Genomic DNA, 17766 nt, shown 5'->3' on the forward strand with positions numbered 1-17766 from the left:
ATGCAAGTTGCGCCGGTGGGGTGCGAAAAAGGAACAAGACTGCGTGTCCGAGAAAGCCGTTAAACAGCAGAACGCCCTGTGGGAGAACATCAAGGTCATCGTTCAGGCGCTCGTCCTGGCCATGGTCATCCGCACCGTTCTCTTTCAGCCATTCACCATTCCGTCCGGCTCGATGATGCCGACGCTTCTTGTCGGCGACTATATCTTCGTCAATAAGTTCGCCTATGGCTACTCGAAGTACTCGCTGCCGTTCTCGCCGAACCTCTTCAGCGGCCGCATCTTCAGCAGCGAGCCGAAGCGCGGCGACGTCGTCGTCTTCCGCTTCCCGCCGAATCCCGATGTCGACTACATCAAGCGCGTCATGGGCCTGCCTGGCGATCGCATCCAGGTGAAGAACGATATTCTCTATATCAACGGCCAGGCCGTCCCGCGCGAGCCACATGGCACCTTCTCGTCGGATTACAGCCAGGAGCCGGGCGATCACATCCCGGTCTATAGCGAGCGGTTGGCGGACACCGGCAAGGTCTACGACACGCTGGATCTTTCGCCGAATTCGCGCGGCGACAACACGCAGGAATATGTTGTTCCGGCGGGACATTATTTCATGATGGGCGACAACCGCGACAATTCCGACGACAGCCGTTTCGATGTCGGTTATGTGCCGGCTGAGAACCTGATCGGTCGCGCCAGCGTCATCTTCTTCTCGCTCGGTCACGATACGTCGTTCCGGGAAATCTGGAAATGGCCGACCAACATGCGTTGGGATCGCCTCTTCAAGGTTGTCGAATGACGAAAGTGCAGGCCCTCTCGCAGGCGGATCGTGCTAAGCTTGAAGCTGTGATAGGCCACGAGTTCGCCGAGAAGGATCGTCTCCATTGGGCGCTGACGCACGCCAGCGCCCGCACGCACAAGACGAGCAATTACGAACGACTGGAGTTTCTCGGCGACCGGGTTCTCGGCCTGTGCATCGCCGAACTTCTGTTCCGGACCTTCGGGACGGCGACCGAAGGGGAGCTTTCCGTCCGATTGAACCAGCTGGTCAGCGCCGAGACCTGCGCCGAGGTCGCCGACGAGATGCAGCTGCATCTTTATATCCGTACCGGCGCCGACGTGAAGAAGCTGACCGGCAAGCGCATGCTCAACGTGCGCGCCGATGTCGTCGAAAGCCTGATCGCAGCCCTTTATCTGGATGGCGGCCTCGAAGTGGCCCGCACCTTCATTCTGCGTTATTGGGAGCGTCGGGCGGTTCGGCCCGATGGCGCAAGGCGCGACGCGAAGACGGAATTGCAGGAATGGGCGCATGCGAAATTCGGCGTCACCCCGGTCTACAGGGTTGATGATCGCAGCGGACCGGATCATGATCCCCGCTTCACGGTGACCGTGGAAGTGGCGGGAACCGCGCCCGAAACAGGAATTGAACGCTCCAAGCGTGCGGCCGAACAGGTGGCGGCGACGCGGATTTTGGAGCGCGAAGGTGTATGGCAGTCTCAGTCGACTGAGAAATGACTGCCTAGAGCATTTCCAGGAAAAGTGCGTAGCGGTTTTCCGTCCGGAATGCGGAAAGAACAAGAACAGAGCATTTCCAGGAAAAGGGCGCAGCGGTTTCCATCCGGAATGCGTAAAGAAACAAGAAGATAGAGTTTTTTCGCGATTCGAAGAAAAGCGGAAAGGCTCTAGAAACGACGGAAAAGATGACCAATCAGCAAGATACGCCCGCCGATGATGGTGCGGTTGAACATATCGGCCCGACGCATTCCGGCTTCGTGGCTCTCATCGGCCCGACCAACGCCGGCAAGTCGACCTTGGTCAACCGGCTCGTGGGTGCCAAGGTTTCGATCGTCAGCCACAAGGTGCAGACGACGCGCGCAATCGTCCGCGGCATCGCCATCCACAACAATGCGCAGATCGTTTTCATGGATACGCCCGGCATCTTCAAGCCGCGCCGCCGGCTCGACCGCGCCATGGTGACCTCTGCCTGGGGCGGCGCCAAGGATGCCGATCTCATCATGCTGCTCATCGATAGCGAGCGTGGTTTGCGCGGTGATGCCGAAGCCATCCTGGAAGGGCTGAAGGAAGTCCCGCAGCCGAAAATCCTCGTCCTCAACAAGATCGACCGCGTTCGCCGCGAGGATCTGCTCGCGCTCGCCGCCGCTGCCAATGAGAAGGTCGCCTTCGACCAGACCTTCATGATCTCAGCCGAGAACGGCTCCGGCTGCGACGACGTCATGGATTATCTGGCAAAGACCTTGCCGGAAGGCCCCTGGTATTATCCCGAAGACCAGATCTCCGATCTGCCGATGCGGCAGCTCGCCGCCGAAATCACGCGCGAAAAGCTGTTCCTGCGCCTGCATCAGGAACTTCCATATTCCTCGCATGTCGAGACGGAAAAGTGGGAAGAGCGCAAGGATGGCTCCGTTCGGATCGAGCAGGTCATCTATGTCGAGCGCGAGAGCCAGAAGAAGATTGCGCTGGGCAAGGGCGGTGAGGCGATCAAATCGATCTCGACCGCATCGCGCAAGGAGCTCTCCGAGATATTGGAGCAGCCTGTGCATCTCTTTCTCTTCGTCAAGGTACGCGAGAATTGGGGAGACGATCCCGAGCGCTTCCGGGAAATGGGCCTCGACTTCCCTCGCTGATGGAACTTCGCTTCGCTGAATGCTTTATATTGCAACAGTTTATCGGGCACATTGCCTGAGCTGATGCAACTCAGTGGAGCGTTTCATGGCGAAAGCGGCGACGTATGCGTCGCGACCGCCATGCGAGCAATGTCCGTTGCGATCTCTCCCGCATTTCCGGGAATTCGAACGCGATGAGCTCAATTTCGTCAGCGGTTTCTAGAAGGGCGAGCTGCTTGTCGATGCAGCGCCACGATCTTCCTCGAGGGTGCACATAGCGCCCATCTCTTCACCATCCTGTCCCGCTGGGGCTTTCGCTATAAGACGCTTGAGGACGGCCGCCGGCAGGTTCTGAACTATGTGATGCCTGGCGATCTGATCGGGTTGCAAGGCTCGATCATGGGGGAGATGCGTCATTCGACGGAAGCGCTCTCGCCGGTTTTGCTCTGCGTTTTCGAGCGCACGGAATTGATGACGCTTTACAATTCCTATCCGTCACTTGCATTCGACCTCACTTGGATTGCGGCGCGCGAAGAACGGATATTAGATGAGCATCGAGCGCCGATCGGCTCACGAACGGGCAACCTATCTCATTGCCTATCTCTATCAGCGCGCCAGCGCACTTCGCCTGCTCAAAGGCAGCAAGATCATTCCGATCACGCAGCGGCATGTTGCCGATACGCTCGGTCTCTCCGTCGTTCATACCAATAAGACATTGAAAAAGTTGGCTGACCGAGGACTGATTCTCTGGCAGGAGCGCGGTTGCGGCGTTCTGGATGCGAAAGGTCTCGCAGATATGGCGGGCTGGGACGGACTTGATTCGGGCAAGCGCCCCCTTCATTTGATGACAATTATTGTTACCGGCGACATGTCTTTTTTTAATATCGGCCTCAACTGTATCAGCTTAGATTACTATTGCCGTCACTTTTCGACCAGTTTCACCCTTTACTAACCCCGGCGGCAAAAGCGATGGGAGCACGATGACGAGCCCATAGTCCCGCATTGTAAAAAGTGCGAAGCGGGTTGTCGGCGAAGTCATGTCATAGCAGACCGAGCCAGAACGGATGGGAGAAAACCATCCATTCAATACGGGCCGATGATCGGCGCCGGAGGGATAGATGTGGAATTTCTTAATGGAGCGCACCGCTCGGCGCACGCATGCATGGATGGCGTTGAAATGACGTTTCAACGGGTCCTAATTCTCGAAGACAATCTCATTATTGCGATGGAGGCGGAGGAAATACTGCGTCTTGTCGGGATTGGGCAAGTCGAGATCGCCTCGAATCTGGAACAGGCGGTCAACGCCATTCATTCCGATAACTATGATTTTGCGATGCTGGACGTCAATCTCGGGGAGTCGACAAGCTTTGGCTTTGCCCGTCTGCTGATGGATCGGGGCATCGCCTTCGGCTTCGTCAGCGGCTACCCCGACACACTCGATTTCCCGCCGGACCTGCAGCATGTGCCGCTTTTGAACAAGCCTTTCGACGAGCAGTCCATGCGCCTCTTTGTTCAGGCGCTGGCGGAGGCCGGCAAATCCTCAGCCATGTGACAGCCGCTGCCATTTGTCCTAAACTCGAATCGCGACAATCCTCTTGAGGCAGACCAGCCGATGCAGTGGCAGGACCACGCGATCATCTTGGGCGTCAAGCGCCTTGGAGAAACCAGCGTCATCGCCGAGGTGATGACGCGGGCGCGGGGCCGGCATATGGGCATGGTGCGAGGAGGGCGATCTCGCTCCATGCAACCGGTGCTGCAGGCCGGCAATCTGGTCGAGGTGACCTGGCGTGCGAGGCTGCATGAGCATCTTGGCGAATTCCGTATGGAGCCAGTCGCGCTGCGAGCGGCGCGGCTGATGGAGACTGCGACTGCTGTCTATGGCGTGCAGGCAATGGGCGCGCTTCTGCGGCTGCTGCCGGAGCGCGATCCGCACCCGCATCTTTACGATGCGCTCGATGTCATCCTTGAAAATCTGCAGAACCCGGCGGATGCCGGTGAACTCTTCGTGCGCTTCGAACTCGCCGTGCTGAACGATCTCGGCTTCGGCCTCGACCTGACCGAGTGTGCGGCGACAGGCATACGCGAAGACCTTGCATTCGTCTCGCCAAAGACCGGGCGGGCCGTCTGCCGTGCGGCGGGTGCGCCATGGGCCGACAAGATGTTGGCCTTGCCGCCTTTCCTTGTGGCCGGAGCCGTGGTCGCGGCCGATAGCGAAAGCCTTTCAGCGGCCTTCCGGCTGACGGGCTTCTTCCTGCATCGCCATGTCTACGAGCCTCGCGGCATTCAGATCGCCGCGGCGCGCGATGGCTTTATTCAGGCGGCATTGAAAGCGTTGAATGCGGCATCCCTGGAAATGCCGCAGGAGCGGCCGGCCGCTGCCGCCAAAATATAGAGCATGATCCCGTAAGTGCGCAGCGGGCAAGATCATGCTCAAGGCATGATTCCAAGCGGAAAGACCGCTCGCTTCAAACAGCCATGTTCGACGCCGCCGACATCACCTCCCGTGGGGCGGGAATGCCGAACATATGACGACCGGCCTCTTCGGCCTCGGTGAAGCACCAGCGGATGACGCCATCCCGATCGAGCAGGAATTCGCCGACGAGCTGGCCTTCGCCTGTGGCAACCATATGTTTGTCGTCCTCCGTGATTTCATAGCCGTCCGCCTTGTCGAGGAACTCCATCGCTGTCATCGGATCCATAGGCTGGGGAAGTTCGCCCGGCATGTCGAGGCGCATCGACCGCACGGCACTTATGCCGACCTTACGCGGCCAGTCGGTCTCATCCTCGGTGAACTGGACATTCGGCAGGCCGAAGGCCCTGTGCGATACCCGCTCCGGATCGGAAGCGGCCAGCAGATTGGGAAGCGGATGGTACCGAAAGTAAAGCCGGGCGCGTTCGATCGGTGTGTTGACGACGGTCAGGCTGTCGATGCCTTTCTCCTGCAGGGCACCCGTGAGTTCGGACATCGCGGCGATCTGACGGCGGCAGAAGGGACAATGCAGTCCTCGAAACAATCCCACAAGCACCGGCCTCTGGCCGCGAAAATCGTCGATGGCGATCTTGCCCTGGCGAGTGATCGCATCCAGCACGACATTCGGCGCGCGATCTCCCGGCTGCAATGGTCTTTCGGTGTGGTTCTCCTGCATGTTTCGTTCCTCCCTTTATGTGCTTGAATTGGTTCTCCCAACAGATCTCCGGCGACCGTCACAACGAGGACAGTCAGTCGAGAAACGGCAAGACGACGAGCGTGCCTGGATCGAGGTTGTGGCGCACGCATACATCCTGCGCCAGCGTGAAGAATCGCTCCGCCTCGGCCAGGTCGTCATGTTCCAGGCTTAGTGTCGCCAAGCCATCATAGCATGGAAACAGCAGTTGCGGTTCATCGATTTCCTTCGCAACCTCAAGGGCTTCTTCATAATATTTGCGCGCGAGCTTCGGCTGCCCGTGACATTGATGGATCTGGCCGAGAACGATCAAGGGGACTGAAAGGTGGTCGCGCTGATCGAGCGCCCGGTCTATTTCCACCGCTTTCTCGGCTGCCGGCACACCCTCGGCGGCGCAGCGGTCGGTAAAGGTACAGCAGGAAACGGCGAGGTTGGCGAGGAGACGCGCCTGGAAGCCGAGATCGCCGATGCGGGTCGCGACCTCCAGCCCGCGCCGGCAGATCCTGATGGCGTTGGCTGGATCCACAATAGTGTAGAGCACGCCGAGATTGGAATAGGCGCGACAGGCGGCACTTTGGAGATCGGCCTTTTCGGCGACGGTGAGGCTGTGCTCCACTTCCTGCACGGCATCGCGGCGGCGGCCAAGCCGCGCAAGCGCTACGCCCTTGGTGTTCAGGGCCTCCGCCATGGCGCGCGCCGCCTCTCGTCCGGACTCGGTCGTTCCGTCAAGGGGGAGCGTTTGCAGGCGTTGTAGGGCCTGCGTCGCCCATTCTGCTGCTGCCGCCTGGTCGCCCATGCGGAAGGCAAGATGGCCGCGCTCCTGCAGGAGATGCGCGTGTTCGACCGGCGCATCGATCGTTGCAATCATGGCTTCCGCCTCGGCGCAATGCGCCTCCGCTTGATCGCGACGCCCCGCCTCGAGATGCAGCCGGCCGATTTTGCGCAATATCCTCGCTGTCGCGATCCGATCGTCTCCTGTGCGATAGATCGCTAGCGCTCGCTGATAATGGTTCAACGCGGCGTCGCGGCGGCCGGCGGGGCCGCAGAGATCGCCCAGACGCTCCAGCAGCGCCAATTGTTCCGGTGCCACCTCCGGCTCGTTTTCGAAGGCTGCGAGCGCCTGGCGGTAAAGGCGCATCGCGTCGTCATTGGCGTAGGTCTTGCGTGCGAGATCGCCGGCCGCCATCAGATAGGCGGCCCCCTTCGTCTTCTCGGTGGTCAGGCTGAAGTGATGGCCGAGTTGCGCCAGATGCTCGGGCCGGTCCGGCACCGCGCCATATTGGCGTTCCAGAACCCGGCCGATCCGGTGATGCAGCTCCATGCGCCGTTGCAGCAGGAGATTATGGTAGATGACGTCGTGCAGCAAGGACTGGCTGAAGCGGTAGGTGGGAGAAGCACCGGCATCCGGCCCGCGTAATTCCTCGATGATATCGGCATCGCAGAGATAGTCCAACGCGGCGTCGATGGCAGCCGGTTCGGTGACGACACTGCGCAGTAGAGCGGTGTCGAACTTCGGGCCGACCACCGCCGCCTCCTGCGCCAGCCGTCTGATCTCCTGCGGAAGACGATCGACACGGGCGAGCAATAGGGCCTGCAGATTGACCGGAATATCGACATCCGTCTCTTCCGCCGCGATTTCCCAACGCAGGCCGTCATTGTGCAATCTGCCCATGTCGATCAATCCCCGAAGGATCTCTTCGATGAAGAGCGGATTGCCACCGGCACGATCAAGGATGCGCTTACCCATCGCGGCCGGCAGCTTGCCATGGCTCCCGCCGAAAAAGGCAGCGAGCAGCTTCTGCCCGTCGGCTGCGATGAGCGGACCGAGACGCTGCACGGTAACGCTGACGCGGTTGGAGTCCAGCGGATCGATCTGCGATGTCGGCCGGTAGATCGCAAGTAGCATCAGCCGGCTGCGCTCCAGCCGATCCATCATGAAGCGAAGCACTTCCAGCGAGGCGGCATCAGCCCAATGCAGATCCTCGATGACAAGCAGCAGCGGACCTTGCGCCAGCCGCCGCTCGAAGACGGTGCGCACCGCATAGAAGATCTGCCGGCGCAATTGCTCCGGCTCGATGTGCCGCAGCGCTCCGCTCGGATCGCCGAGACCGAGGACATGCAGAAAGAGCGGCAAAAGCCCGTCGACATCTTCCTGCGTGAGATCGAGCGCGCGGAACCCCGTCGCCAGCAATTGCCGTGTCCTGTCGAGATTGTCGCGCTCGCCAATGCCGTAGGCACTGCGCACGACCGCGGCAAGCGTCCCATAAGACTGTTCGCCGAGAGGCGAGCAGGTCGCTTTGCGGATGGCAAGACCCTGAAAGCGCTCCGCATTGCCGGCAATTCTAATGAACTCGTTGACCAGCCGCGACTTGCCGATACCTGCGTCGCCGATGAGGCGGACGAGTTGTGCCGCACCGTCGCAGGCAAGGTCGAGGCAGGCCAGCAGTCGCGACAATTCCGTATCCCGTCCGATCATCGGTGCCTGAAGGCCGAAACTCTCGAGGCCGCGTGCCGTATGCGGCGCTTCCAGCGGTCCCGTCAGCCGATGGACAAGCACATTGCCGCTTTTGCCGCGTAAGGCTTGGGCGCCGAGATTTTCGAAGGCGAAGGCATGGCGGGTAAGGCGATAGGTCAGCGGCCCGACGAGAATATCGTTTTCGCCTGCCATGGATTGCAGGCGTTGGGCAGTATTCACCGTGTCGCCGGTCACGGAATAGGATTTTGTGCTGACGGCACCGAAGCCGCCGGTGACGACGGGGCCGCTGTTGATGCCGACATGCAGACGCAGCGGCACGCCGGCACGGGGTTGCCAGCGCTCGCCCACCCGCGTCGCCCGATCGATCATATCGAGTGCTGCGTTCAGTGCCCGCACCGGATCGTCTTCATGAGCAACCGGCGCGCCGAACAGAGCCAGCAGCGCATCGCCGACGAACTTGTCGACGAAGCCGCCATAAGCCTCGACGGCCTGCGTCATTTCCTCGAACAAGTCGTTCTGCAACACCCGCATGACTTCCGGATCGATCTGCTCGCTCAATGTCGTGAAGCCGCAGAGATCCGCAAAAAGCACGGTTACCGGCCGCCGGTCGGCATCGCCGTCAGATTTTGTCGGTGTAGTCTCGATGTTGGGCTTGGCAGCGGGTAGGACTTTGTCGGAAATCGCGGCGCCGCATTGGGGACAGAAGGCAAAATCAGGCTGGCGGGGATAGCCGCATGCGGCGCAAGCGATAGGCTGCCTTGCCCCGCATCGCGGACAGAAAGCAAAGCCGCTCTGAATATCGAAACCGCAGCCGGCGCACTCCATCGGACGCACCTCGCCAAAGCCCGTGCGCCATGGCTATCTTAGCCGCAACCGACGGGTTCAAAATGAGCGATAAGCATGCGCCTGCTGCGTTAGGTCCGCAAGCTAAACAAACGGCGGAACGACTAGCGCCGCTTGAGAGCCCAGCCCTCCGGCCGTTCCTCGAGCACGGTGACCGTATCGCCGATCTTGACCGAGCCATCGCCGCGCGGCACCGCGTTCCAGCCGAAGAGCGGGCCGGGAACGCGACGGTCCGCCGACATGCGGATGCGGCCCATGGCCAGCATCGGATTCGGCACGTCGCGCGAGCCGGTCTTCTGGTCCTGTGTCGTCATGATGCAGCGCGAGCAGGGCTTGACCAGATCGAGGCGGATGCCTCCGACCTCAATTGCCGCCCAGCGGTCCTCCGGCCAATCCTCATCGATATCGATGACGATATTGGGCCGGAAGCGCTCCATGCCGACAGCGCCTTCGCCATGAGCGGCGAGATTGGCGTTGAGCGCCTTCAGCGAGCCGGTTGTGGTGACGAGGATCTGATAGCCGTCGACGAAGGTGACGGTCGAATCCTCTCCCGCCCATTCCGGGCTCGCGAGGCGCTTGGCTAGCCTGTCGAAGAAAACCATCCTGACCTCACGGCCAAGCCAGCCGGACAGGGCCTTGTTGGTCTCCTCATCGGCAACGGAGGCGCTGACCTCGGATTTCCACACGACGACATCCATGCGGTTGTCGGGATGCGGCGGCGGCACGATGATGTCGGGCTTGCCCTCCATCTTCAGGCGCAGATAGGAAGGGCCGGGCTCGATATCGATCTGCGCCAGCGCCTGCAATTCACGCTGGGTGATGAACTGACCGGAAGGATCGACCAGCATGGCTCGGCGATCGCCGGCCAGACCAAAGGCGTCGATGGCAGCCGACGGAATGGCGATGCCGCGTGCGCTCTTGAGCGGGTAGATGAAAAGATCGCTGACGCGCATGGATAGCCCTCAGATTTCGTCGATGAACATTGCCAGCACGGTCTTCAGCCGGTCGTGGCGCGCTTCGGCAAACTTGCGTCCGGTCTCGGTCTGGAAACCGTCCGCCAGTTTGAACAGCTTTGTCTCGAAATGGTCAATGGCGAAGCGCTTGTCGTCGAGCGGCCGCTCGGACGCAAGCGGATCGAAGGGATCGTAGAGACCGGAACCGAGGCGGCCGGCAATATAGAAGCAGCGCGCCGCGCCGACCATGCCGATCGCATCCAGCCGGTCGGCGTCCTGCAACATCTTCGCTTCCAGGGTTTCGGGCGGAAGATTGGCGGAGAAGCTGTGCGTGGTGATCGCATGCGCGGCCGCCGCAATATCCTCATCCGCCCAACCGAGTTCCTGTAGAATGCCCGATGCTTTCTCCGCAGCCAGCCGCGAGGCCTGCGCGCGATGCGGCGAATTCTTTTCCACGGCAACGCAATCATGCAGCAGCACGGCGGCCGCGAGAATTCGGGCATTGCCGCCCTCCGCGGCTTGAATGGCCATGGCATTCCTGAAAACCCGGAGGATATGGGCGATATCGTGCGAACCATCATCGCCATCGGCAGCGTGCGGAATGAGATCCGCAGCCAGCGTTTCGAACGGGGCAAAGGCTCGCGCCATCCTGTTGGTGTCCATTGTCGCACTCGCTCCGGAATGATCTGTCGGCAGAGCTTTCTCCTACCGGGCGAAAGGATTCGCCGCAATCATTCCGTGGCTTTCTTGCGCGTCAGGATCTTCTGATAGAACAGACCGATACCGATCAGGACGGCGCCGAGGCCGATGAAGGAGAGGGCGCGCAGGAAGCCTTCGAGGTTTGCCATATCGATCAGGAAAGCCTTGACGACGGCGATGAAGACCAGCACCGCCGAGGCGATGCGCAGGCTCCGCGCTTCAAAACGGGCGCCAAGCCCGAGAAGGGCGATACCGATCAGCAGCCAGACGACGGAATAGGAATAGAGCTCGCCCTGGATGAAGTCGTTCCAGAAGGGAATGTACTCCCCTTGCCAGAAGCGGCGCACCGTCAGCGTCGCCCAGGCAAAGGCCATGATCGCGCCGGCAACGGCCAGCATGGCGACATAGGGCAGGGGCCGCCGGTTGCGCGCGAAAAGCGCCAGTCCGCCATAGGCGGCGGCAGGCACGAGATACCCCAGCAACAGCAGGTTGAACAACGGGATCCGGCCGGTGCTTTCGCCCGTGATGAACGGGTTCAGTCCCAGCAGATGCAGTGTCAGGATCATGATGACCGAGAGCGTGCCGAGCACCATGCTGCCATAGCGGAAGAGGGGGCTCGCGGCGCTAAGGTCGAGGGCCATGAGCGTCGCGGAGGCGCCGATAGCCAGCAGGGTATAGATCGATTGCTCGCCGAGCGTCGGGACAGCGTCGTTCAGGACGCCGCCATTCATGGCATGGCGCACCAGAATGGCGATCGTCAGCAGGACGAGGAAGGAGGCCAATGCCTGGAGTGCGCTGCGCAGCCGGATACTAGGAGATTGGCGGACCATGAAAGCTGCCGCTGCGGCGAGGGCTGCCGGAATGCCGTAGCCTGCAAGCAGCATATTGAAGACCGGTATCCTGCCGAGCTCGGACGGATCGACGATGGTCGGCTGCCAGGCGATGCGCCCCATGGCGATGATCAACGCAGCGACCATTGTCCACGGCAGGACCGGCCAATCGCGTGCACTCCCCATCGACAGATAGGCAATGCCGAGGACCGGCAGCAATATGGTGGGCACGGCATGATGCGCAAGCACATGCAGAGCGAAGACCATGGCCGCGAAGGAGGCGGCGGCGAGAATGTTGGTCGGCAGGTTCCAGCCGTCGCCCGAGCGGCGATATTGCCATTCGGCAAGCGCCATCAGCGCGATACCCAGGCCGAGGCCATAGAGACCATGCAGCCAGTCGAGCGTCCAGTTGCCGAAATTGACGAAACTGATTGCGGCGATCGCCAGCGGTACGACGACCATGATCAGGCCCCAAAGCGCGGCAAAGGGTTTCTCGCCCTCTGCATACCGCTGAAGAAAGAAGGTGCCGATCAGCACGAAGATTGCTCCGAGGCCGAGCACTTCATAGAGAACTACGCTCTGCATCGCCGCCATCGCATCGACGATGCTGGGATCGAGGCCATAGATCCAGTTCGTCATGAGACCGCCGACGCCGACGACCGCGATAACGGCAGACAGGATCGCCGCCCAGGCCGCATGCAGCCGGCCCGCGCCGAAGGCGGCCACTACCGCGACGATCGCCGCGAACATGAACACGGCGTCGACGATGGGATAGCCATAGCGGAGGCTGTCGGCCAGCAAGGAGAGAGACACGACAAGGGCGCCGATCGTTGCCGTCAGTGTCATGCCCAGCGGCGGTCGGGCAAGGAAAGCGCCCCAGCCACCGGCGCTCCGAAGTTGGAGCGGATTGGTCTCCGGCCCGGTTGTCGCGTCATCTACCGCCTTCGCGGCAGCCTGGTAGCGCCCGGGCCAAAGGAAGATGGTGCCGCCGATCATGGCGAGCATCGAAAGCGTAACCGGCGTGAAATCGACGACCGAGCTGTAAGAGATGTAGAGCAGGGGCCAAAGGCTGAGCAGCGCATTGGCAAGCGACGGCGCAATCAGCCAGCGACGCAGCCGTGACGCAAGCAGCGTTGCGAGCCATGTCAGGACGAGGTAGCCGAAGAGGATCCAGGGTCGCGGTGCCGTCGATGCGATCAGGGCGGGGGTGACCATGGAGGCAAGCAGGCCGAGGCCCGCCAGCGCCTGTCCATGCAAGAGCGACAGGGCAAGAGTAGCAAGCGAGATCAGCGCGAGGAGAACGAAAGCCGTGGCAGGCCCGATGAAGCCGTAGATGCCATGCGCTGCGTAGGTCGAGCCGAATAGCGCGACGACGCCGGCGGCCGTCAGCACACCGGGAACCATCGCATTTTGAAAGGCACTGCCGGAAACAGGCGCCGAACGGCGGCGGATGACTTCGCCCGCGGCAACGAGGATCAGGCCGAAGATCGCCGCAAGCACCAGCCGGACGCCTGGGCTCAACAGACCGCTCTCGATCGAATATTTGACCATGAAGATGCCGCCGAGGGCCAGCGCGATGCCACCGACCCACACCGCCCAGCGTGCGCCGATCGTGCTTTCCAGGCTTTCTTTCGGCTTCATCACTGCCGGCGTTGCGATATCCGGGCCGCCATCGGTGAACATGTCAGCCGTGCCGCGTGCGGCGATATCAGCCTCTTCGATATCGACCCGAGAGGGGCCTGGGATTGCGGCTTCGGCTATCGGTGTCTCGTCGTCGTGCTCAGCGTGCAGCAGAGCATCACTCGTTTGCGGCCTTTCCGCGGGAATCGATTCGGCCATATCTGCCGGAAGCACCTTGCCCGCGATGACATTCTGCAGCTCTTGAACGCGAGCCTCCAGCCTTTTTATCCGCTGGTTGTATCCCCGCAGTATGAAAATGCCGGCGATCACGACGACAAGCGGCAGCAGTTCCATCAAGGCCTCTCCGTGAGCAATCGTCCGCACAATATACCAATTGGACTGAACGGTAAGGGTTAGCAGTCAAATTCGCCTATGATTCCAGTGGATTATACCGAGCAATACGGCAAAGCCGAGCCGACGAGGTATTAGCTGGTTCCGATTTACCTTTTGAAAATTATAGTTAATACTCATTAACAATTCGTATTTACTGATAGAGCGAAGCAGCTTATCAAGGGCTCATGGTCCAGTCCTGAATGTATTGAGGGCAAACGACGTCGCATGAGGCGGCTCCTTCCAAAGGAGATTTGAATGTCCCATGTATCTTCCATATCCAATAGCTCTTATCCCTATCGCGGCACGCTTTCGCGCCTCGATGCCAATGGGGACGGTCTGCTCAGCGGTCAGGAGCGTGAGGCTGGCGAGCGTCCCGGCATTCTCCAGGAGAATGCCGACAATAGCACTTCGGATAGTTCAAGCAGCGCCATGAGCGACCTGATGGCCAAGCTCATGCAATTGCCCAGCGCCGATGTCGCCTCCAGAGCCAAGCTGCCGGAACTCCATACGGATTTGTTCTCGCCGATGGATGCCTACAACAGCACCTACGGCCAGTACGACGTGGGTAGCATCGCGGCCTGACAATAGCTGGTTTCGTCGGATTGTTTCAGCGACCTGCCGGACGACGGTGGGTCGCTTTATCTGTTTGATGCAATTCATTTTCCTCTCGGCGGAACACTCATGCCCGCAATGCGTTGGACAGTGATCACCAAAGAGGGAGTACCGTTCCATGAGGCGGACGATGATGATGGCTGCAATTCTTGCTCTAGCTGCGGCCATGCCTGCGGCGGCTCAAGACCAGAGGACGGCGACCGCCGATTTCGTCGGGCTTGACGGCAAGCAGGCAGGGCGGGCGACCCTGACCGAGGGCAAGTCGGGCGTGCTGATCGAGATGGAAGTCTCGGGTCTGCCGGCCAATCGCTGGGTCGCGTTTCATATCCACGAAAGCAGCCGGTGCGACCATACGCATGGCTTCGAATCCGCCGGCGGGCATTTCAATCCGACGAAGGCTGAGCACGGCTTTCTCGCCGCAAAGGGACCGCATGCGGGCGACATGCCCAACCAGTATGTCGATCAGGATGGAAAGCTGCGGGCCCAGGTATTCAACGGCTTGGTATCGCTCAACGGCAAGAACGGTATCCGTGGCCGCACGCTGATGATCCATGAAGAATCGGATGATTATCGCAGCCAGCCGGTCGGCGGCGCCGGCAAGCGTCTGGCGTGTGCGGTCATCCAGTAGGCCCAACCAACAGGCGATTCGAATCCTTGCGCGAGGCTGTGCCAAGTGCCGGTTGTTTCCGCGCAGTGGGCGCCCACCAGCAATGGGATTCGATGCCTGTCAATTATGGTTAATGATGAATTAACACCCATCTATCTCAGCCCGGCCAAATCGACCTATTCTCGCGGCAGATGACTAAGCGTGTCGGGGGGCAGTCGAACACGCCAATGGCGTTTGCTTAGGAGATTTGGATGAGTGGCGTTTCTTCAATTGGAAGCAGCATGACGGCTGCCTCGTACAGTCCGCTTGACAAGAACCAGGACGGCGTTGTGGATGCTCAGGAATTGCAGCAGGCCGCTCAATCGGGCCTTCTGTCGGCAAGCCTTCTCAAGGATGAGGACAGTGACAGCAGCAGCGATCCAAGCGCCACGGACATTTTCTCCGGCAACCTGGCGTCGATGCTGCTGCAGATGCAGCAAGCCGGCCAATCGGGCTCTTCGACGTCGAGCAGCTCTACGGATCAGTCGCCGATGGATCAACTATTCGCCCGCCTCGATACCAATCAGGATGGCAAGATCACGCAGAGTGAGTTCGTCGCCGGACGGCCGAAGGACATGAGCGAAAGCGATGCGGAGAACCTCTTCAAGAGCATCGATAGGCAAAACTCCGGCTCGCTGACCAAGGATCAGTTCGCGGGGGGTCTCGATGCGCTCAAATCATCGGACGCCTCTGCCGCCGACATGCTGTCTTTGGAACCATCGTCGGATAGCAGCAATGCGAATTCGGATACGGCAGCCCAGAACCAAGCGCTGGACGTTTTGCTGAGCGAAATGCAGAATCCGTCGGCCCTCTATCAGAATACCTATGGTCAGTACGACCCTGAGCAGTCGGGCGGCGTCTCCGCCTGACCCGCGGGCAACCGATTGTCGTGAAACGAACGGAGGCTGCACAAACCGGCCTCCGTTTTGTTTATGGCGTATTGCTCAGTTCTGCCAATGGCAGCACGAATGGCGCATTGCCGTCAGCATCCGCACCACGGCCGATCTCTTTGAGCGCCGCGACAAGCCGGCCATTGCGTCCAAGCATGTCATCTCCGATCGCGATCAGCCGGGTATTTGGCGTTGCGAAGGGGGAAGCCGCGCGCAGGCGGCGAACGAGGGCTAGGTCATCCTGTTCCGGATGAACGGCAAGAGCAGCGATCAGTGCTGCGGCCGGCGAGCGCGAAACCCCCATCCAGCAATGGATCAGCAGAGGCGATGTACGATCCCACTGCGTCGCAAAATTGATGATCGCGCGGACATGCGTCTCCTGGGGAGCGATGAGATCGCCGGTGCCTGCAAAGCTGATGTCGTTCATGCTGAGCAGCAGGTGCCGGTCCGCCTTGATGACGGCAGGTCGATGAAAAGCCTGCTCCTTGGCCATCAGGCTGATCATTTCGCGTGCACCATGGCGAACGGCCATCTCGGCGATGCGCGCCAGTGGCGATATCACGATATCAGTCACGCACCGACCCTCATTGCCGCACGCTCGGCCTCGATCTCCTCGAAGCGCTGTAGGAACAATCGCTGCGCCTCGACCGCCGGCACGGGATCGATCGGCAGCATCTCCCGGGTGATGTCGCGGGGCTGGCCGAAGAATTTGCGTCCTTCTTCCGGCGTGAAGCCGGCAAGCAACGTCGCCTCGAAATAGGCAGAGACCGTATCTGCCTTCTTGATCCTGTCCTTTAATTGCGGCGCGCAATGCGGCGGCAGGGCAAAGCGACGATAGATCGCTGCTTCGAGCCGCTTCTCCACCTCTTTATAGCCACCACCGACGACGGACTTGAACGGCGAAATCATGTCGCCGATCACATATTCCGGCGCATCATGCAGCAGCGCGGCGAGCCACTCATCCGGGCTGGACGGATTGAGATGGCGAAAGATAGCCTCCACGACAAGGCTATGCTGCGCGACGGAGAAGGCGTGATCGCCCGAGGTTTGACCATTCCAGCGCGCGACGCGGGCAAGCCCGTGCGCGATGTCGCCGATCTCGACGTCGAGCGGCGATGGGTCCAGCAGATCGAGCCTGCGCCCGGACAACATGCGCTGCCAGGCGCGCGGCGTCTTGGCCGAGTTCATGCCGAAGCCTCATCGGCGGGGGCGGGGAAGGTGAGGCCGGACCATGCGGGCAGCGACACCGAGACCTCGACCCCGCCAGCCAGGATCGGCGTTCCCGTCGCAATGGCTTCGCCTGCGCGATCGATACGGATAACGGCAAGGCCCTTGCGGCCGGCGGTCGATCCCAGCGACCCCATCGGCTTGCCGCCGGCGGTCAGCTCGGTCCCGGAAACGGGCAGATCCGCGGTGCCATCGACGATGACGACGCGCCTGCGCGCCGTGCCGCGATGATGCATGCGGGAAACCACTTCCTGGCCGATATAGCAGCCCTTGCGGAAGCCCAGCCCGCCGTTGAGATCCATCATCACATCATGCGGAAATGCATCCTGCAGCACGAAATCGCGGCCGGAAATGGCGACGCCGTTGGCAATACGCAGTTCGTCGTAAAGCGCTTCTGCATCTTGACCATGTTGGCCAGGCGTGCGCGTCAGCGCGATGTCGGCCTTGAGGAAACGGCTGTCGCGTGGGCCTTCGCCCACTTCGTCGGCCCATGCCACCGTAACGCCCTGAACATCCTCGACGCTAAAGTCGACCTTGGCGCGCAGCCGATACATGGTCAGGCGCTTCAACAGGCCATCTTGCAGTGTCGCATCGGTCTCGATCAGAAAGCCCGGGTCGTCTCGCCGGATCATGAAGTCAAACAGGATCTTGCCCTGCGGCGTCAGCAATGCACCGGGGCGCACTTGGTCCGTCTCGAGCGAGACGAGGTCGGTGGTGATAAGATTGTGCAGAAACGCCTCCGCTTCCGCGCCGGCAATGCGGATGAAGGAGCGATTTTTCAGGAATACGGCTGGCATG

The 17766-nt window shown here is 60.8% G+C and carries 16 protein-coding genes and 1 pseudogene; 9 read left to right on the forward strand and 8 right to left on the reverse strand.

Annotated elements, in window-relative coordinates; all coding sequences use genetic code 11:
* Positions 1-43: 43 nt before the first annotated feature.
* The 6 genes and pseudogenes from lepB to recO all read left to right on the forward strand — a co-directional run bounded on the left by lepB (position 44) and on the right by recO (position 5007).
* On the forward strand, positions 44-790 hold the full coding sequence (gene lepB, locus QD409_RS18845; protein WP_092851435.1) for a signal peptidase I: 747 nt from the start codon (positions 44-46) through the stop codon (positions 788-790).
* Entirely contained in the window at positions 787-1506 is a 720-nt protein-coding gene (gene rnc / locus QD409_RS18850; protein ID WP_092851440.1) for a ribonuclease III, read from the forward strand. Before lepB ends, rnc begins: the two co-directional genes overlap by 4 nt.
* A 185-nt stretch (positions 1507-1691) precedes the next feature.
* Entirely contained in the window at positions 1692-2636 is a 945-nt protein-coding gene (gene era / locus QD409_RS18855) for a GTPase Era (RefSeq protein ID WP_092851443.1), read from the forward strand.
* An 85-nt stretch (positions 2637-2721) separates the two neighbouring features.
* Positions 2722-3450: pseudogene (locus QD409_RS18860) on the forward strand (Crp/Fnr family transcriptional regulator); the annotation flags it as partial.
* A 261-nt stretch (positions 3451-3711) separates the two neighbouring features.
* A complete protein-coding gene (locus tag QD409_RS18865; RefSeq protein WP_245298041.1) occupies positions 3712-4167 on the forward strand; it encodes a response regulator in 456 nt (151 codons plus the stop codon).
* A 60-nt stretch (positions 4168-4227) separates the two neighbouring features.
* Positions 4228-5007: a DNA repair protein RecO gene (gene recO, locus QD409_RS18870; RefSeq protein ID WP_092851445.1), complete on the forward strand. Its 780-nt coding sequence runs from the start codon at positions 4228-4230 to the stop codon at positions 5005-5007.
* A 73-nt stretch (positions 5008-5080) separates the two neighbouring features.
* On the opposite strand, the gene QD409_RS18875 is transcribed toward recO, so the two are convergent.
* The 5 genes from QD409_RS18875 to QD409_RS18895 all read right to left on the reverse strand — a co-directional run bounded on the left by QD409_RS18875 (position 5081) and on the right by QD409_RS18895 (position 13554).
* Positions 5081-5761 (reverse strand): peroxiredoxin-like family protein, encoded by a 681-nt coding sequence (locus QD409_RS18875; RefSeq protein WP_092851448.1) that lies wholly within the window; start codon positions 5759-5761, stop codon positions 5081-5083.
* Positions 5762-5834: 73 nt separating this feature from the next.
* Positions 5835-9080, reverse strand: coding sequence for an adenylate/guanylate cyclase domain-containing protein (locus QD409_RS18880; RefSeq protein WP_092851450.1), 3246 nt, complete (start codon positions 9078-9080; stop codon positions 5835-5837).
* 122 nt (positions 9081-9202) lie between these two features.
* On the reverse strand, positions 9203-10051 hold the full coding sequence (locus QD409_RS18885; protein WP_092851451.1) for an MOSC domain-containing protein: 849 nt from the start codon (positions 10049-10051) through the stop codon (positions 9203-9205).
* A gap of 9 nt (positions 10052-10060) precedes the next feature.
* Positions 10061-10714: an HD domain-containing protein gene (locus QD409_RS18890; RefSeq protein ID WP_430763352.1), complete on the reverse strand. Its 654-nt coding sequence runs from the start codon at positions 10712-10714 to the stop codon at positions 10061-10063.
* A gap of 68 nt (positions 10715-10782) precedes the next feature.
* Positions 10783-13554, reverse strand: coding sequence for a DUF2339 domain-containing protein (locus QD409_RS18895; protein ID WP_092851453.1), 2772 nt, complete (start codon positions 13552-13554; stop codon positions 10783-10785).
* A 294-nt stretch (positions 13555-13848) separates the two neighbouring features.
* On the opposite strand from QD409_RS18895, the gene QD409_RS18900 reads away from it, so the two are divergent.
* From QD409_RS18900 to QD409_RS18910, 3 genes are all read left to right on the forward strand, one after another.
* Entirely contained in the window at positions 13849-14175 is a 327-nt protein-coding gene (locus QD409_RS18900) for a hypothetical protein (protein ID WP_092851456.1), read from the forward strand.
* A gap of 148 nt (positions 14176-14323) precedes the next feature.
* Positions 14324-14833, forward strand: a complete 510-nt coding sequence (locus tag QD409_RS18905) for a superoxide dismutase family protein (RefSeq protein WP_092851461.1) — start codon at positions 14324-14326, stop codon at positions 14831-14833.
* A gap of 260 nt (positions 14834-15093) precedes the next feature.
* Positions 15094-15720, forward strand: coding sequence for an EF-hand domain-containing protein (locus tag QD409_RS18910; protein WP_245298043.1), 627 nt, complete (start codon positions 15094-15096; stop codon positions 15718-15720).
* Positions 15721-15781: 61 nt separating this feature from the next.
* On the opposite strand, the gene QD409_RS18915 is transcribed toward QD409_RS18910, so the two are convergent.
* Genes QD409_RS18915 through QD409_RS18925 form a run of 3 tightly spaced genes read right to left on the reverse strand, consistent with a single transcriptional unit; the run spans position 15782 to position 17765 of the window.
* Positions 15782-16315, reverse strand: a complete 534-nt coding sequence (locus tag QD409_RS18915) for a tyrosine phosphatase family protein (protein ID WP_092851469.1) — start codon at positions 16313-16315, stop codon at positions 15782-15784.
* Positions 16312-16929, reverse strand: a complete 618-nt coding sequence (locus tag QD409_RS18920; RefSeq protein ID WP_092851474.1) for a YfbR-like 5'-deoxynucleotidase — start codon at positions 16927-16929, stop codon at positions 16312-16314. The genes QD409_RS18915 and QD409_RS18920 overlap by 4 nt, the downstream gene beginning before the upstream one ends.
* Complete coding sequence (locus QD409_RS18925) at positions 16926-17765, reverse strand: YgfZ/GcvT domain-containing protein (RefSeq protein ID WP_092851476.1); 840 nt, start codon at positions 17763-17765, stop codon at positions 16926-16928. The genes QD409_RS18920 and QD409_RS18925 overlap by 4 nt, the downstream gene beginning before the upstream one ends.
* Position 17766: the final 1 nt, after the last annotated feature.

The sequence above is a fragment of the Rhizobium sp. BR 315 genome (assembly GCF_050577975.1).
Taxonomy (GTDB): Bacteria; Pseudomonadota; Alphaproteobacteria; order Rhizobiales; family Rhizobiaceae; genus Rhizobium; species Rhizobium miluonense.

Bases quoted from the DNA above. Each gene is read 5' to 3' on its own strand.
- QD409_RS18905 (WP_092851461.1), top strand. From the start codon at position 14,324: ATGAGGCGGACGATGATGATGGCTGCAATTCTTGCTCTAGCTGCGGCC.
- era (WP_092851443.1), top strand. From the start codon at position 1,692: ATGACCAATCAGCAAGATACGCCCGCCGATGATGGTGCGGTTGAACAT.
- QD409_RS18880 (WP_092851450.1), bottom strand. From the start codon at position 9,080: ATGGAGTGCGCCGGCTGCGGTTTCGATATTCAGAGCGGCTTTGCTTTC.
- QD409_RS18890 (WP_430763352.1), bottom strand. From the start codon at position 10,714: ATGGACACCAACAGGATGGCGCGAGCCTTTGCCCCGTTCGAAACGCTG.
- QD409_RS18925 (WP_092851476.1), bottom strand. From the start codon at position 17,765: ATGCCAGCCGTATTCCTGAAAAATCGCTCCTTCATCCGCATTGCCGGC.
- QD409_RS18875 (WP_092851448.1), bottom strand. From the start codon at position 5,761: ATGCAGGAGAACCACACCGAAAGACCATTGCAGCCGGGAGATCGCGCG.
- QD409_RS18920 (WP_092851474.1), bottom strand. From the start codon at position 16,929: ATGAACTCGGCCAAGACGCCGCGCGCCTGGCAGCGCATGTTGTCCGGG.
- QD409_RS18895 (WP_092851453.1), bottom strand. From the start codon at position 13,554: ATGGAACTGCTGCCGCTTGTCGTCGTGATCGCCGGCATTTTCATACTG.
- QD409_RS18865 (WP_245298041.1), top strand. From the start codon at position 3,712: ATGATCGGCGCCGGAGGGATAGATGTGGAATTTCTTAATGGAGCGCAC.
- recO (WP_092851445.1), top strand. From the start codon at position 4,228: ATGCAGTGGCAGGACCACGCGATCATCTTGGGCGTCAAGCGCCTTGGA.
- rnc (WP_092851440.1), top strand. From the start codon at position 787: ATGACGAAAGTGCAGGCCCTCTCGCAGGCGGATCGTGCTAAGCTTGAA.
- QD409_RS18910 (WP_245298043.1), top strand. From the start codon at position 15,094: ATGACGGCTGCCTCGTACAGTCCGCTTGACAAGAACCAGGACGGCGTT.
- QD409_RS18900 (WP_092851456.1), top strand. From the start codon at position 13,849: ATGTCCCATGTATCTTCCATATCCAATAGCTCTTATCCCTATCGCGGC.
- QD409_RS18885 (WP_092851451.1), bottom strand. From the start codon at position 10,051: ATGCGCGTCAGCGATCTTTTCATCTACCCGCTCAAGAGCGCACGCGGC.